The organism is Pseudomonas sp. Eqa60 (genome assembly GCF_018326405.1).
Lineage (GTDB): Bacteria > Pseudomonadota > Gammaproteobacteria > Pseudomonadales > Pseudomonadaceae > Aquipseudomonas > Aquipseudomonas protegens.
Genome location: NZ_AP024342.1, coordinates 2,137,890 through 2,153,620, shown reverse-complemented (window position 1 = coordinate 2,153,620; position 15,731 = coordinate 2,137,890). Strand labels below are relative to the sequence as shown.

At 62.1% G+C, this 15,731-nt stretch carries 12 protein-coding genes; 2 read left to right on the top strand and 10 right to left on the bottom strand.

All coding sequences use genetic code 11. The features are described from left to right. Positions 1 to 83: 83 nt before the first annotated feature. The 6 genes from KI242_RS09795 to ppsA form a co-directional block, all read right to left on the bottom strand. Complete coding sequence (locus KI242_RS09795) at positions 84 to 908, bottom strand: mechanosensitive ion channel domain-containing protein (protein WP_008048604.1); 825 nt, start codon at positions 906 to 908, stop codon at positions 84 to 86. 2 nt (positions 909 to 910) lie between these two features. Further along, entirely contained in the window at positions 911 to 1,156 is a 246-nt protein-coding gene (locus KI242_RS09790; RefSeq protein WP_011060193.1) for a hypothetical protein, read from the bottom strand. 63 nt (positions 1,157 to 1,219) lie between these two features. After that, the gene (locus tag KI242_RS09785) at positions 1,220 to 2,215 is read right to left on the bottom strand and encodes a zinc transporter ZntB (protein ID WP_011060192.1); all 996 of its coding nucleotides are present in this window, start codon (positions 2,213 to 2,215) and stop codon (positions 1,220 to 1,222) included. 25 nt (positions 2,216 to 2,240) lie between these two features. Further along, positions 2,241 to 2,732 carry a ribonuclease E activity regulator RraA gene (gene rraA / locus KI242_RS09780; protein WP_011060191.1) on the bottom strand — a complete coding sequence of 164 codons (492 nt, stop codon included), beginning with the start codon at positions 2,730 to 2,732 and terminating at the stop codon, positions 2,241 to 2,243. Positions 2,733 to 2,979: 247 nt separating this feature from the next. Then, positions 2,980 to 3,969, bottom strand: coding sequence for an alpha/beta fold hydrolase (locus KI242_RS09775; protein ID WP_015634749.1), 990 nt, complete (start codon positions 3,967 to 3,969; stop codon positions 2,980 to 2,982). 102 nt (positions 3,970 to 4,071) lie between these two features. Next, positions 4,072 to 6,447, bottom strand: a complete 2,376-nt coding sequence (ppsA, locus tag KI242_RS09770; RefSeq protein WP_041116859.1) for a phosphoenolpyruvate synthase — start codon at positions 6,445 to 6,447, stop codon at positions 4,072 to 4,074. 174 nt (positions 6,448 to 6,621) lie between these two features. Between ppsA and KI242_RS09765 the strand changes: the two genes are divergently transcribed. Continuing rightward, complete coding sequence (locus tag KI242_RS09765) at positions 6,622 to 7,440, top strand: pyruvate, water dikinase regulatory protein (RefSeq protein WP_011060188.1); 819 nt, start codon at positions 6,622 to 6,624, stop codon at positions 7,438 to 7,440. A gap of 48 nt (positions 7,441 to 7,488) precedes the next feature. Here KI242_RS09765 and KI242_RS09760 read toward each other — a convergent pair whose 3' ends face one another. Further along, complete coding sequence (locus KI242_RS09760; protein WP_015634746.1) at positions 7,489 to 8,913, bottom strand: PLP-dependent aminotransferase family protein; 1,425 nt, start codon at positions 8,911 to 8,913, stop codon at positions 7,489 to 7,491. Positions 8,914 to 9,006: 93 nt separating this feature from the next. Here KI242_RS09760 and KI242_RS09755 point away from each other — a divergent pair, with 93 nt between their 5' ends. Then, a complete protein-coding gene (locus tag KI242_RS09755; protein WP_212806075.1) occupies positions 9,007 to 9,960 on the top strand; it encodes a DMT family transporter in 954 nt (317 codons plus the stop codon). A gap of 118 nt (positions 9,961 to 10,078) precedes the next feature. Here the strand turns inward: KI242_RS09755 and prpD are convergent, their stop codons facing one another. The 3 genes from prpD to acnD all read right to left on the bottom strand — a co-directional run bounded on the left by prpD (position 10,079) and on the right by acnD (position 15,586). Continuing rightward, positions 10,079 to 11,563, bottom strand: a complete 1,485-nt coding sequence (prpD, locus tag KI242_RS09750) for a 2-methylcitrate dehydratase (protein WP_053157060.1) — start codon at positions 11,561 to 11,563, stop codon at positions 10,079 to 10,081. Between the two features lie 177 nt (positions 11,564 to 11,740). Beyond that, positions 11,741 to 12,931 (bottom strand): 2-methylaconitate cis-trans isomerase PrpF, encoded by a 1,191-nt coding sequence (gene prpF / locus KI242_RS09745; protein WP_015634743.1) that lies wholly within the window; start codon positions 12,929 to 12,931, stop codon positions 11,741 to 11,743. A gap of 60 nt (positions 12,932 to 12,991) precedes the next feature. Beyond that, entirely contained in the window at positions 12,992 to 15,586 is a 2,595-nt protein-coding gene (gene acnD / locus KI242_RS09740; protein WP_011060183.1) for a Fe/S-dependent 2-methylisocitrate dehydratase AcnD, read from the bottom strand. Between the last annotated feature and the right edge of the window lie 145 nt (positions 15,587 to 15,731).

Sequence of the window (15,731 nt, the reverse complement as noted above, 5' to 3'; positions counted from 1 at the left end):
GTCGTGCCGACAGTCAGGTCAATGTCCGCCGCAGCCCGATGACGAGCATTTTGCGGCGGCATACATTAGCAGGGTTTGCCGGGTTAGCGGCTACTTACATGCTGCTCCAGCAGGATCCGATTGGAGAGAGAGACTAGCTCACCCTCATCGGTCAGCAATGTAGTTTTAACCGTGCCAATCTCTTCGATCTGGCCTTCGACCTCACCAACACGTACTTGTTGCCCAACCTGATACAACTCACGCACATAGATTCCCGCAAGAATCTGCCCGGCAATTTCCCGGCTTCCCAACCCCATGGCCAGTGCAACAGCCAGACCAACGGTAATCAATACAATGACGATCACATGGTTGAGCAGGTCGGTTTTAACCTCCAACTGACTGATCGCCACGGAAATACTGATGATGATCACCAGCCCCTGGGCAATTCGCCCCAGGCCGCTGGCGTAATCCAGGCCTACGCCTTCTGCGGCGCCGCGCACCAGGCCATTGGCCAGTTGCGCCAGCAAAACCCCCACCAGCAGCACCAGCGCAGCACCGAAAACCTTCGGTAAATACAGCGCAAGCATATCGAGCGTAGCCGAAACTCGCTCAAGGCCAAGGGATTCAGCAGCAGAAACCAGAAAAATCAGCAAAACGAACCAATAGACGATCTTGCCGATCAGGGTCGAGATGGGTACCTGCAAACCCGCACGAGACAGCAACTTGGTCAGGCCGGTGCCGCCCATGAGGCGATCCAGGCCCAGCTTGGCCAGCAATTTCGAGAGCAGGGTATCGAGCAGCTTGGCCACCACGAAGCCCAGCAACAGCACCACCAACGCGCCGAACAGGTTCGGAATGAAGTTCGCCACCTTGGTCCACAAGGCGGTCATCGCCGTGACGAGGCTCTGCGTCCAGAGATCCAGTTCCATATTCAATCAGCCTTATCAGCAGTGCGAGCAGAAGATTTACGACGAGAAACCGGCGCAATATGAGCCGATCCGTTATTCAAGGCGATCATCAGCGCCGGCAGCCAGCGGCCCAGAAGGCTGAACAGATCCCCCGCCCCCACCTGACGGTTGGCGGTTTTCAGTACGCGGCCCAGGCAGGCATCGTCATCGCGGCTCGATGGCGAGGCTTTGAGCATGTCACGCAAAGACTGTTCAAACGGATCGTGCATACGCACCTCTGGTGATGTCTGAAAAAGACGCGATCAGATTTATTCGGGTCACATGAAGCATCATCACACCCAGCGCAAACGACGAAACAACCACCATTGCCCCACGGCCACCGCCAACAATAAAAGGCAGGCGATGATGAAACCATAAGGGCTGGCCGAGAACGGAATGCCGCCAACGTTGATCCCCAAAAGGCCGGTGAGAAAACTCATCGGCAGGAAGATCCCGGTAATGATCCCGAAGCGGTACATGGTGCGATTCATGCGCACGCTCAAACGCCGGTCTTCGGCCTCCAGCACAAGCCCCACGCGCTCTCGGGTCAATTCCAGCTCTTCCAGGTAACGGGTCAGACTGTTGTGCAACTCGTTCCAGTAATCACCATCATCCACGGCGAACCAGGGCAGTTTTATCCGGCTCAACTGGGCGAAGATATCCCGCTGCGGAGCAAGGAAGCGCTTGAGCCCGGCAGCCCGCCGACGGATCTGCAAAATGCTGCCGTGCTCGGGGGTATACCGTTCGTCGGCATCCAGTTTTTCTTCCTCGCCATCGACCACTTCCGAGAGGTCGCTGACCAGATTCTGCACCTTGTGGGTCAGGTACTCGGCCATATAAAGGAGGAGTTCGGCAGACGTCTTCGGCCCTCGGCCCTCGGCAAGCTGCACCAGCAGCTCATCGGTGGCGCGCAACTGACGCAGGCGCAAGGAAATCACCCGCTGGGCAGAGGCAAAGATCCGCACCGAGACCATGTCTTCCGGCTCGGCCCCCGGGTTCAGGTTGATACCCCGCAGAAACAGCAGCAACTCCGAGTCCGGGAGCGCCAGCAAGCGTGGCCGGGTGTTTTCCTCCAGCAGCAGGTCACAGCTGAACTCGCTCAGGCCGCTGGAGCGACGCAACCAGGTCTGGGTCTGCGGATGGCTGCGATCCCAATGCAGCCACAGGCTTTCATGGGCCTGCAGTTGCAGGTCGTCGAGCTCAGTCCGGGCAATCGAACGCGCACCGCCTTCACCATCCAGCACCAGGGCATGTACCAGCCCCCATTGCGCGTTTTCTTCCTCGAACATCCGCATCCCTTGTCAGGTCGATTGTTTATTCAGGCATTTTCAGCGGGCTTGGCGAAACGATCACGCCATTGTTGTCGGCGTAGACATACTCGCCAGGGCGGAAAGTCACACCGGCAAAGGTAACCGCCACATTGAGGTCGCCGATGCCGCGCTTGTCAGTCTTCATCGGGTGGCTGGCCAGGGCCTGGACGCCAAGATCGGTCTGGGCGATGACATCCACATCACGGATGCAACCGTAGATCACCAATCCTTCCCAACCGTTTTTTGCGGCTTTCTCGGCCAGCATGTCGCCCAGCAGGGCGCGGCGCAGTGAGCCGCCACCATCCACCACCAACACCTTGCCCTGCCCCTTGAGTTCCACTTGTTCCTTGACCAGCGAGTTGTCCTCGAAGCACTTGATGGTGACGATTTCACCACCAAAGGAATCGCGACCACCGAAATTGCTGAACATCGGCTCTACCACCTGCACCAGGTCCGGGTAGGCGTCGCACAGGTCGGGAGTGAGGTAATGGTTCATCGAGAAACTCCTGTAACAGAAAGAACACGATCGAAGGTGTCGGTGCTGCCTTATATAGATACGCGCCCAGACCGCAGATGTTTAACCTGCAAGGCCTGATGAGCGAACCCGCCTGCCCCGTATTTTCGCAGCCAGGCCAGCGGAACGGAAAGCCGACTCAATAACTGAATGTGACCAGAACAGCGCAATGCGTCATATCTTAGCCGCAAGCGCTATCGAGCGAAATGCCCTTGTCAGAGCCTTCGCCTCAAACCGCAGCCACGGGTTCGGCAACAGAAACCAGCAATGGAGCCTGCTGATCCTTGAGCCAGCACGCGACCAGCGGCCAGACCTCAGTCTGCGCCGGTTTGCTCACCAGCATCTCGACGTGACCGAAATTACCGCTGAATCCCTGCTCGCGTCCCAGGCAGACAAATTGTTTCTGCTCGCTGCCCAACTGCTCGAACAACTTGCGACAGGCCCAGGTCGGATCCTGATGATCCCCTGCGGCACTGACTGCCAGTGCCGGCACCGTAACCTGCGCCAGGCCCGCCCACCAATCCTTATCGGCATCGCCGAAACGACCAAACAATCCATGCCAACGCATGCTCTCCAGAGCCAGCCCGATGGGCTCGTCCTCGGGGCCACGTTTGAGCCGCGAGCCGGACAACTGAGCAAAGCGCTTGATCACCAGGCGCCCACCCCACTCCACCATCGGGATCTTCAAGGGCCAGTAGGTACGGCTGATCTGGGTACCGAAAAACGCCGCCGAAGCCACGCCCGCATCACCCAGGTACTGCCCGCCCAAGGCCGCCGCCAGGGTAGTGCCGCCCAGGGAATGACCGATCCAATGGGGAACCTGCGCACTTTGCTCACGGACGAAGGCGGCAATTGCCGGCAAATCGTACCGAGCGTAGTCGGCGACACGGTTCTTGCGGTAGTCGGCATTGCGGCGCGACAAACCGTGACCGCGCATTTCAGGAATCCACACATCGAAGCCTGCGCGGGCCAGATAGGCCCCCAGCCCGATGCCCTTGGGCGAATACCAGAAACGTCGATTGGAAAAGCTGCCATGCAGCAGGACCACGGGGATCCCCCGGGCTTCAGGCTCATCGGCCAGCCCCAGGCGGGTGACGGCCAACTCCACGGAAGGGTCGGGACTGTTGCCGGGCTTCAAGCGATAGACATCTTCGCTGAGGTCGCCTCGACGCTCGGCACTGATCAAGGCGACCGGAAATAGGTTGCTGCTGCTTTGCATATTCTTCTTGCACAAAAAAGGGCGGCATCCAGAAGAAGCACGCCCTGCTTGAATCTTCAAGAGCCAGCCAGCCTTGCGACCGACCGGCTCTGCACTCACCGATTACGCCGCGCCCTGACCTTCAGCCAGGAAGAACCAGGTTTCCAGTACCGAGTCCGGGTTCAGCGAAACGCTTTCAATGCCCTGCTCCATCAGCCACTTGGCCAGGTCCGGGTGGTCCGAAGGCCCCTGGCCGCAGATGCCGATGTACTTGCCAGCCTTGTTGCAGGCGGCAATGGCATTGGCCAGCAGCTTCTTGACCGCAGGATTACGCTCGTCGAACAGGTGGGCGATGATCCCCGAGTCACGGTCCAGGCCCAGGGTCAGTTGGGTCAGGTCGTTGGAGCCGATGGAGAAACCATCGAAGTACTCCAGGAACTCGTCAGCCAGAATGGCGTTGGACGGCAGTTCGCACATCATGATCACGCGCAGGCCGTTCTCGCCGCGCTTGAGGCCGTTTTCAGCCAGCAGATCAACTACTTGGCTGGCCTCGCCCAAGGTGCGCACGAACGGCACCATGATTTCGACGTTGGTCAGGCCCATCTCGTTGCGCACGCGCTTCAGGGCGCGGCATTCGAGCTCGAAGCAGTCACGGAAGGATTCGCTGATGTAACGCGAAGCACCGCGGAAGCCCAGCATCGGGTTCTCTTCTTCCGGCTCGTAGAGCTTGCCACCGATCAGGTTGGCGTATTCGTTGGACTTGAAGTCCGACAGGCGCACGATGACCTTCTTCGGTGTGAACGCCGCAGCCAGGGTGCTGATGCCTTCAACCAGCTTGTCGACGTAGAAGTCCACAGGATCGTGGTAGCCGGCAATACGCTTGTCGACGCTGTCCTTGATCTCTTGTGGCAGCCCGGCGTAGTTCAGCAGTGCCTTGGGGTGCACGCCGATCATGCGGTTGATGATGAACTCCAGGCGGGCCAGGCCCACGCCGGCGTTCGGCAGCTGGGCGAAGTCGAAGGCACGGTCCGGGTTGCCGACGTTCATCATGATCTTGAACGGCAGCTCCGGCATGGCATCCACCGAGTTCTGCTTGATGTCGAAGCCCAGTTCGCCTTCGAAGATGAAACCGGTGTCGCCTTCAGCGCAGGAAACGGTCACGCCCTGGCCATCTTTCAGCAGCTCGGTGGCGTTGCCGCAACCCACTACTGCCGGAATGCCCAGCTCGCGAGCGATGATTGCTGCGTGGCAGGTCCGGCCGCCGCGGTTGGTGACGATGGCGCTGGCGCGCTTCATCACCGGTTCCCAGTCCGGGTCGGTCATGTCGGAGACCAGCACGTCGCCGGCCTGGACCTTGTCCATCTCGGACACGTCCTTGATGATCCGCACCTTGCCGGCGCCAATGCGCTGGCCGATGGCACGGCCTTCCACCAGCACGGTGCCGGTTTCCTTGAGCAGGTAGCGCTCCATGACATTGGCCTGGGTACGGCTCTTCACGGTTTCCGGACGAGCCTGGACGATGTACAGCTTGCCGTCGTCGCCGTCCTTGGCCCATTCGATGTCCATCGGGCACTGATAGTGCTTCTCGATGATCATCGCCTGCTTGGCCAGCTCGCTGACTTCAGCATCGGTCAGGCAGAAACGCGCGCGATCGGCGGCGTCCACGTCCACGGTTTTCACCGAGCGACCAGCCTTGGCTTCGTCGCCGTAGATCATCTTGATCGCCTTGCTGCCCAGGTTGCGGCGCAGGATGGCCGGACGACCGGCTTCAAGGGTGTTCTTGTGGACGTAGAATTCGTCCGGGTTGACCGCGCCCTGGACCACGGTTTCACCCAGGCCATAGGCGCCGGTGATGAAGACCACGTCACGGAAGCCCGATTCGGTGTCGAGGGTGAACATCACGCCGGCGGTGCCGGTTTCCGAACGCACCATGCGCTGCACACCGGCAGACAGGGCCACCAGCTTGTGGTCGAACCCCTGGTGCACGCGGTAGGAAATGGCGCGGTCGTTGAAGAGCGAGGCGAACACTTCCTTGGCAGCGCGAATCACATTGTCCACGCCACGGATATTGAGGAAGGTTTCCTGCTGGCCGGCAAAGGAGGCGTCCGGCAAGTCTTCGGCGGTGGCCGAGGAACGCACGGCCACGGCGATGTCGGGATTGCCCGCCGACAGTGCGGCGAAGGCGGTACGGATCTCGGTGTTGAGGCGCTCGGGGAACTCGGCCTCCATGATCCACTGACGGATCTGCGCGCCGGTCTTGGCCAGGGCGTTGACGTCATCGACATCCAGCGCATCGAGCGCTGCATGGATCTGGTCGTTCAGACCACTCAACTCAAGAAAATCACGATAAGCCTGAGCTGTCGTGGCGAAGCCACCAGGGACCGATACGCCCGCACCTGCGAGGTTGCTGATCATCTCGCCCAGGGATGCGTTCTTGCCCCCCACATGCTCAACATCGTGTTTGCCGAGCTTATCGAGGGAAACTACGTACTCTACCAAGGTGATCTCTCCACTAACTGTGTTGGAAAAGCTCAGAAGCCGGCTGCTCCAGGGAGCGTTTGCCCGCTATATGGCCTGGACCTGGAAAATAAGTGAGAATGCGGGCCATTCCCGGCCGACAAATCGCGCCTATCATATCCAAGAATCGTCACTAGCTTAAGGCCCAAGCCGCAAATGAAACGATCTGCTTTCTTTATCTCCGACGGTACCGGCATCACAGCGGAAACCCTCGGCCAGAGCCTGTTGGCGCAGTTCGAAAACGTTACCTTCAGCAAATTCACGCGGCCGTATATCGACAGCATGGAAAAAGCGCGGGCCATGGTACAACAAATCAATATAGCCGCCGAAAAAGACGGCCATCGCCCGATTATCTTCGACACCATCGTCAATCAGGACATTCGTGAGATCCTCGCGACCTCCAATGGTTTCATGATCGACATCTTCTCGACCTTCCTCGCGCCCCTGGAACAGGAGCTGAGCGAACATTCCTCCTACTCCGTCGGCAAATCCCATTCCATTGGCCACAACTCCAACTACATGGAGCGGATCGAGGCGGTGAACTTCGCCCTGGACAACGACGACGGCGCCCGCACCCACTACTACGACAAGGCCGACCTGATCCTGGTGGGCGTGTCGCGTTGCGGCAAGACCCCGACCTGCCTGTACATGGCCATGCAATTCGGCATCCGCGCGGCCAACTACCCGCTGACCGAGGAAGACATGGAGCGCCTGCAGCTGCCCAATGCCCTGCGCGCCCACAAGCACAAGCTGTTCGGCCTGACCATCGACCCCGACCGCCTCACGGCGATCCGCAACGAGCGCAAGCCCAACAGCCGCTATTCCAGCTACGCCCAGTGCGAATTCGAAGTGCGCGAAGTGGAAAACCTGTTCCGCCGCGAAAACATCCCCCACATCAATTCCACCCATTTCTCGGTGGAAGAGATCTCGGCCAAGATCCTCGTGGAAAAAGGCGTGGAACGGCGCTTCAAGTAACCTCTGCGCGACCGACGGCGAGGCCCGCACTGCCCCTCGCCTGCCGCCCTACCAGCGGGACAGCCCGCTCTCCTGCTTCAAGGCCGCGGCCAACGCGGCAAAGCCGTCCTGCAGCCGACGATCATCCGCGGAGGTATTGCAGACACTGGCCCGGACGAATTGCGGCACCGCCGCCTGGCCCACGGCAAAGGCTTCGGCAGTGGCCACCAGGTATCCCTGATGCTTGAGATCCGCCTCGATTTCAGAGGCACGCCACGGCTCCGGAACCCTGATCCAGAAATGCGGGCAACCCTCCGGACTGCGCCACTCCAGCCCCTGCAACACCTCCGTGACCAGCTCCTTGCGCCGGGCGATTTCAGCCATCTGCTGCTGACGCAGGCGCTCGGCAACTCCCGTGTCGATCCAGCCCGCTACCAGCTCCAGCGGCAAAGGCGTGGCCATCCAGCAGGTGGCGCGTACCGCTGCGGCCAAACGTCCCACCAGGGGCGACGGTGCATGCAGGAAACCGACCCGCAGCCCTGACGCCACGGCCTTGCTCAGGCTGCTGATCAGCACCGTGCGCTCCGCTGCGAAATGGGCCAGGGGCGCCGGGCGCCGCTCCATCAGCACGGCGTGGGTTTCATCCTCCAGAATCAACAGGTTATGCCGGCGACAGAGCTCCGCCACGGCCTCGCGCCGCGCAGCGGACTGCACCGCAGCCGTGGGGTTTTGCAGGGTCGGGGTGCAATACAGCGCTGAAATGCGGTGCTGCCGGCACGCTTCGTCCAGGGCCTCCGGCAACAGCCCCTGTGCGTCCATCGGCAACCCCAGGAGCTTGATGCCCAACATTCGCGCCGTGCTGATCAGGCCCGGATAGGTCAGGTGTTCAGTGGCCAGCGTATCGCCGGGCTTGAGCAGTGCCAGCAAGGCGACATGCAAGCCGTGCTGGGCGCCGTTGACGCAAATCACCTGCTCGGGATCCGCCTGCAGGCCATCCTGGGTCAGCCAGCGCGCACCCGCGGCGCGATACCGCGCCAGACCGGCCTCGGCGCTGTAACGGGCGATTTGCTGCAGTCCCAAAGGATCTTCTGCCAATGCCCGCAAGCCCTGAGCGATGAAATGGCTTTCCTGGCCGGGAATATGGGTGTTGCGGCTCATGTCGAACAGCGCCTCCGGCTCCTCGGCGACGTTGCGAAAGCCGCTGTCGCGCTGGCGCTGCAAACCGTCCTGGCGCACATAAGTACCATCGCCGACCCGTGCCACCACCTGTCCCAGGCGTTCCAGCTCGGCGTACGCGCGGCTGATGGTGCCAATGGTCACGCCCAGCTTGTCCGCCAGCAGGCGATGAGGCGGCAGCTTGCTACCGGGGGCCAGCGTACCGTCGGCAATGGCCTTTTCCAGGGTCTCGGCCAGTCGCTTGTACTTGGCGCCCACCCCTTCCTGCAGTGCGGAACGCATCATTGACACTGTATCAATACTTACTTTGACAGCCATCATTTTCACCAATAGCGTTACTCAAGGGCTCAATTACCGCAAATGACTCGCCCAATATAGAGGTCAATTGCCCATCACGAAAGGAATGCCAGCGTGAATACCAGCACCGTCATATCCGACACCCGCGCCCTGCCCCGCCCCTGGCTTGCCACCCTGGTGACCTGCACCCTGTTCCTGATTGTCTGCCTGAGTTGGGGCAGCACCTGGCTGGGCATCAAGATTGCCGTGCAAAGCGTGCCGCCACTGACCGCCGCCGGCCTGCGCTTTCTGATTGCCTTTCCGCTGTTCGCCTGTTTTGCCTGGCTGCGCCGCGAGCCGTTGATGTTTCCCAAGGGCAGCCGGGGGTTCCTGGCATTCGTCACCCTGTGCTATTTCAGCCTGCCCTACACCCTGCTCAACTACGGCGAGGTGCACGTTTCCTCCGGCCTGACCGCGCTGCTGTTCAGTTGCATGCCGGTGTTCATCCTGATTTTTTCCGCCCTGCTGCTGCGGGAAAAGATTCACCTGGCGCAACTGCTCGGCATCGCCATCGGCTTTGCCAGCCTGTTCCAGATCATTCGCGGCCAGGGCCTGCTCAGCGACCACAATGAACTCTCGGGAGTAATGGCAATTCTCGGCGCGGCGCTGCTGCATGCACTGTGTTACGTGGTCACCAAGAAACACGGCAGCGCCATCAGCGTCATCACCTACAACACCTTGCCGATCGGCATCGCCGGTCTACTGCTGTGCCTGGCAGGGTTGGGGATCGAGCACCCGGACTTTTCCGCCATCAGCCCGCGTTCCTGGGGCGCCCTGCTGTATCTGGGGCTGGCGGCTTCGGTGGGTGGGTTCATTGTCTATTTTTTCCTGCTGAAACGACTGAACCCGGTGATCCTGTCCTTCGTGTTCATCATTTTTCCGGTGTTCGCGGTGATCATCGGCGCCTGGTACGAAGGCCAGAGCCTGTCCCGGGACCTGCTGCTGTATTCCTCGACCTTGCTCGGCGGTTTCGCCATCACCAAACTGCCCCTGGACAAATGGCTGTCCGGAAAGCCCGCCCGACGCTAAAGAGATTCTGTAGGAGCGAGCTTGCTCGCGAAGGCTTTGAGGACACCGCGTCCGCCCAGTGAGCCCGCGTCATCATTGACGTTCATCGCGAGCAAGCTCGCCCCTACAAGGGTGGGTTTCAGATCACCAGCAGGTCGACGAACCGGTGCACCGGCGTCGCCTCAAGCCGCGCCTGATCCTTGCACAGCTGGAAAATCTGCGTCGCACGCTGGGCTGTGAAACGCGTGGCCAGGTTGGCCTTGAACTTGTCTTCCAGCAGCGGGATGCCTTCGGCGCGGCGGCGCCGGTGGCCAATGGGGTATTCCACCGCGACCTGCTCGGTGCTGGAGCCGTCCTTGAAGAACACCTGGATCGCATTGGCAATGGAGCGTTTGTCGGCTTCCAGGTATTCACGGGTGTAGCGAGGCTCTTCGACGATGTGCATCTTCTCGCGCAACTGATCGATGATCGGGTGCGCGGCATGGAAATCGTCCTCGTAATGCTCCGCCACCAGGGTGCCGAAGGCCAGGGGCACGGCGGTCATGTATTGCAGGCAGTGGTCGCGGTCGGCGGCATTGGCCAGCGGCCCGACCTTGGAAATGATGCGGATCGCCGACTCATGGGTGGTGATGACGATGCGGTCGATTTCGTGCAGGCGGTTGCGCACCAGAGGATGCAAGGTCACCGCCGCTTCGCAGGCCGTTTGCGCATGGAATTCTGCCGGGAAACTGATCTTGAACAGCACGTTTTCCATCACGTAGCTGGCGTATTTCTGCGTCAGGCTGAACTGCCGCTGGCCCTCGGGTTTGAGTGCCAGGTCCTTGTTGGTATGGCTGAACAGCACGTCATAGAAGCCCCACTGCGGCGCCGTCAGGACGCCGGGAATGCCCATCTCGCCACGCAGGGCGATATCCGCCAGGCGCACTCCACGGCTGGAGGCATCCCCCGCCGCCCAGGATTTGCGCGAACCGGCATTGGGTGCATGGCGATAGGTACGCAGCGCCTGGCCATCGACAAAGGCCTGGGACAGTGCCGCCAGCAACTGCTCGCGATTGGCCCCCATCAGCTTGGCGCACACCGCGGTGGAAGCCACTTTCACCAGCAGCACATGATCGAGGCCGACACGGTTGAAGGAGTTTTCCAGGGCAATCACGCCTTGAATCTCATGGGCCATGATCATGGCCTTGAGCACATCATTCATGGTCAGCGGTGCTTCGCCATTGGCCACGCGCTTTTGTGACAGGTGATCGGCCACCGCGAGAATTCCCCCGAGGTTGTCCGAGGGGTGGCCCCATTCGGCCGCGAGCCAGGTGTCGTTGTAGTCCAGCCAGCGCACGATGCAGCCGATGTCCCAGGCCGCCTTCACCGGGTCGAGGCGATAGCTGGTGCCGGGCACCCGGGCACCGAAAGGCACCACGGTGCCTTCGACGATCGGCCCCAGGTGCTTGGTGCATTCGGGAAAACGCAGGGCCAGCAGGCCGCAGCCCAGGGTGTCCATCAGGCAATTGCGTGCGGTATCGAGGGCTTCTCGGGAGTCTATGGAATAATCCAGGACGTAATCGGCAATGTCCTGCAGGACCTGGTCGTAATCGGGACGGTTGTTCAGGTCAACGTTGCTGCTCATGAGCGCTTCACTCCAGTACAGGATGGTAGGTGGTGTCGATTCCTCAGTGACAGGTTCAGGTCAATAACGGCATCGCAGGTCTGCGCCTGCTCAGCGATTCAATCACAACCAGCGGCTGTGGCGAGGGAGCTTGCTCCCGCTGGACAGCAAGCCCCTCCACAGCAAGCGCTTCTCTTCCTAGAAACTGTCGCCGGGCACTCGCACCCAGCCTTCCATCAGCACCCGCGCGCTGCGGCTCATGATGGCCTTGACCACCGTCCAGTCACCGCCGCTCCGGGTGGCTTCGGCGCCGACGCGCAAGGTGCCCGAGGGATGACCGAAACGTACCGCGCTGCGCGCGCCACCACCGGCCGCCAGGTTGACCAGGGTCCCGGGAATCGCCGCCGCGGTACCTATGGCCACCGCCGCGGTGCCCATCATCGCGTGGTGCAGCTTGCCCATGGACATGGCCCGCACCAGCAGGTCAACGTCCCCGGCCTTGATCGCCTTGCCGCTGGAGGCCTGGTAGTCCGCAGGCGCGGCGACAAAGGCCACTTTCGGCGTGTGCTGGCGCTGGGCGGCTTCATCCAGGTGTTTGATCAGGCCCATGCGCAGGGCGCCATGGGCGCGGATGGTCTCGAACATCGCCAGGGCCTTGGGGTCGCCATTGATATCGCCCTGCAGCTCGGTACCGCGATAGCCGATGTCTGCCGCGTTGACGAAGATCGTCGGAATCCCGGCATTGATCAGGGTCGCCTTGAAGGTGCCGACACCGGGCACTTCCAGGTCGTCCACCAGGTTGCCGGTGGGGAACATCGAACCGCCCGCGCCCTCTTCCTCGGCCGCAGGGTCAAGGAACTCCAACTGCACTTCGGCCGCCGGGAAAGTCACGCCGTCCAGCTCGAAGTCGCCGGTTTCCTGGACCTCGCCGTTGGTGATCGGCACGTGGGCGATGATGCTCTTGCCGATATTGGCCTGCCAGATGCGCACCACCGCCACGCCGTTCTGCGGAATGCGCGCCGGGTCCACCAGGCCGCTGCTGATGGCGAAGGAGCCCACTGCCGCCGAGAGGTTGCCGCAGTTGCCGCTCCAGTCGACAAAGGCCTTGTCGATGGCCACCTGGCCGAACAGGTAGTCGACGTCGTGGTCGGCCTTGATGCTCCTGGACAGGATCACCGTCTTGCTGGTGCTGGACGTGGCGCCGCCCATGCCGTCGATCTGCTTGTCATAGGGATCGGGGCTGCCGATCACCCGCAACAGCAGGGCGTCACGGGCTGCGCCCGGCAGTTGGGCCGCCTCGGGCAGGTCCTGCAGGTTGAAGAACACGCCCTTGCTGGTGCCGCCACGCATGTAGGTGGCGGGAATCTTGATCTGCGCTACGAATGCCATGAATTTCAGGTCCCGATAATGACCGGGGCGGCGCCTTGCGGCCCGCCCCCGGTACGTTGCTTAGCTGGCTACTGCCGATTCCAGGAAGTCCTGGGCGAAGCGTTGCAGCACCCCGCCCGCCTCGTAGATCGATACCTCTTCGGCGGTGTCGAGGCGGCAGGTCACCGGCACCTCGAGCCGCTCGCCGTTCTTGCGGTTGATCACCAGGGTCAGTTGCGCCCGAGGCGTGCGCGCGCCGATCACGTCGTAGGTTTCAGTGCCGTCGATACCCAGGGTCTTGCGGTCGGTGCCCGCGAGGAACTCCAGCGGCAGCACGCCCATGCCCACCAGGTTGGTACGGTGGATGCGCTCGAAGCCTTCGGCGACGATGGCTTCCACCCCCGCCAGGCGCACGCCCTTGGCTGCCCAGTCGCGGGACGAGCCCTGGCCGTAGTCGGCACCGGCAACGATGATCAGCGGCTGCTTGCGCTGCATGTAGGTTTCGATGGCTTCCCACATCCGCGTCACTTTGCCTTCCGGCTCGATCCGCGCCAGGGAACCCTGCTTGACCTTGCCGTTTTCCTGGACCATTTCGTTGAACAGTTTCGGGTTGGCGAAGGTCGCGCGCTGAGCGGTCAAGTGGTCGCCACGGTGGGTCGCGTAGGAGTTGAAGTCCTCTTCCGGCAGGCCCATTTTCGCCAGGTACTCGCCGGCCGCGCTGCCCGCCATGATGGCGTTGGACGGCGACAGGTGGTCGGTGGTGATGTTATCCGGCAACACCGCCAGCGGGCGCATCCCGGTCAGGCTGCGCTCGCCGGCTAGGGCCCCTTCCCAGTACGGCGGACGGCGGATGTAGGTGCTCTGCGGGCGCCACTCATACAGCGGCTCGACTTTCGGGCCGGTGTCTTCGTGGATGGCAAACATCGGGATGTAGACCTTGCGGAACTGCTCCGGCTTGACCGCCGCCTTGACCACCGCATCGATCTCCTCATCGCTCGGCCAGATGTCCTTGAGGCGGATTTCCCGGCCGTTGGCGTCCAGGCCCAGCACGTCCTTTTCGATATCGAAACGGATGGTGCCGGCAATGGCGTAGGCCACCACCAGCGGCGGCGAAGCCAGGAACGCCTGCTTGGCGTAAGGGTGGATGCGCCCATCGAAGTTGCGGTTGCCCGAGAGCACGGCGGTGGCGTACAGGTCGCGGTCGATGATTTCCTTCTGGATCACCGGGTCGAGGGCACCGGACATGCCGTTGCAGGTGGTGCAGGCAAAAGCCACCACGCCAAAGCCCAGTTGCTCCAGCTCATGGCCCAGGCCGGCCTCTTCCAGGTACATGGCCACGGTTTTCGAACCCGGGGCCAGGGACGACTTTACCCATGGCTTGCGGGTCAGCCCCAGCTTGTTGGCGTTGCGCGCCAGCAGGCCGGCGGCGATCACGTTGCGCGGGTTGCTGGTGTTGGTGCAACTGGTGATGGCGGCGATGATCACCGCGCCGTCCGGCATCTGCCCCGGGGTTTCGGACCACTGCCCGGCGATGCCCTTGGCCGCCAGGTCGCTGGTGGCGACCCGGGCGTGCGGGTTGCTCGGCCCGGCCATGTTGCGCACCACCGACGACAGGTCGAACTGCAGGCCGCGCTCGTAGCGTGCGCTCTTCAGGCTGTCGGCCCACAGGCCAGTGTGCCTGGCGTAGCTTTCGACCAAACGCACCTGCTCGTCTTCACGGCCGGTGAGCTTGAGGTAGTCGATGGTCTGCTGGTCGATGTAGAACATCGCCGCCGTGGCGCCGTATTCCGGAGCCATGTTGGAGATGGTGGCGCGGTCGCCCAGGGTCAGCGCCGCGGCACCTTCGCCAAAGAATTCCAGCCAGGCCCCCACCACTTTCTGCTTGCGCAGGAACTCGGTCAGCGCCAGCACCATGTCAGTGGCGGTGATGCCCGGCTGCAGCTTGCCGGTGAGCTCGACGCCGATGATGTCCGGCAGGCGCATCCACGAGGCGCGGCCGAGCATGACACTCTCGGCTTCCAGGCCGCCCACGCCGATGGCGATCACCCCCAGCGCATCCACGTGGGGGGTGTGGCTGTCGGTGCCGACGCAGGTATCAGGAAAGGCCACACCGTCGAGCACCTGGATCACCGGGGACATTTTCTCCAGGTTGATCTGGTGCATGATGCCGTTGCCGGGCGGGATCACGTCGACGTTCTTGAAGGCCTTCTTGGTCCAGTTGATGAAGTGGAACCGGTCTTCGTTGCGCCGGTCTTCGATGGCGCGGTTCTTGTCGAAGGCGTCCGGGTCGAAACCGCCGCACTCCACCGCCAGGGAGTGGTCGACGATCAACTGGGTCGGCACCACCGGGTTGACCAGCGCCGGGTCACCGCCCTGGTCGGCGATGGCGTCGCGCAGGCCGGCCAGGTCCACCAGTGCGGTCTGGCCAAGAATGTCGTGGCACACCACGCGGGCCGGGAACCAGGGGAAGTCCAGGTCGTCGCGACGTTCGATCAGTTGGCCGAGGGAAGCGTTGAGGGTTGCCGGATCACAACGGCGCACCAGGTTTTCCGCCAGTACGCGGGAGGTGTAGGGCAGGCTGTCGTAGGCGCCTGGCTTAAGCGCATCGACCGCCGCCCGGGCGTCGAAATAGTCCAGTTGGCTGCCGGGCAGCGTCTTGCGAAATTCACTGTTCATGGTCAGGGCTCGGTCACGGTAGTTTCAAAGGGAGCGCCTGGCACCGTGTTGAATGGGCATCTATCCCCTGTAGGAGCGAGCTTGCTCGCGATGACTGAATCAGGTCCGACATCGCTGTCGGCTGGTCCATCGCTATCGCGAGCAA

Bases quoted from the DNA above. Each gene is read 5' to 3' on its own strand.
- KI242_RS09765 (WP_011060188.1), top strand. From the start codon at position 6,622: ATGAAACGATCTGCTTTCTTTATCTCCGACGGTACCGGCATCACAGCG.
- KI242_RS09795 (WP_008048604.1), bottom strand. From the start codon at position 908: ATGGAACTGGATCTCTGGACGCAGAGCCTCGTCACGGCGATGACCGCC.
- KI242_RS09760 (WP_015634746.1), bottom strand. From the start codon at position 8,913: ATGGCTGTCAAAGTAAGTATTGATACAGTGTCAATGATGCGTTCCGCA.
- KI242_RS09785 (WP_011060192.1), bottom strand. From the start codon at position 2,215: ATGTTCGAGGAAGAAAACGCGCAATGGGGGCTGGTACATGCCCTGGTG.
- rraA (WP_011060191.1), bottom strand. From the start codon at position 2,732: ATGAACCATTACCTCACTCCCGACCTGTGCGACGCCTACCCGGACCTG.
- prpD (WP_053157060.1), bottom strand. From the start codon at position 11,563: ATGAGCAGCAACGTTGACCTGAACAACCGTCCCGATTACGACCAGGTC.
- acnD (WP_011060183.1), bottom strand. From the start codon at position 15,586: ATGAACAGTGAATTTCGCAAGACGCTGCCCGGCAGCCAACTGGACTAT.
- KI242_RS09775 (WP_015634749.1), bottom strand. From the start codon at position 3,969: ATGCAAAGCAGCAGCAACCTATTTCCGGTCGCCTTGATCAGTGCCGAG.
- KI242_RS09790 (WP_011060193.1), bottom strand. From the start codon at position 1,156: ATGCACGATCCGTTTGAACAGTCTTTGCGTGACATGCTCAAAGCCTCG.
- prpF (WP_015634743.1), bottom strand. From the start codon at position 12,931: ATGGCATTCGTAGCGCAGATCAAGATTCCCGCCACCTACATGCGTGGC.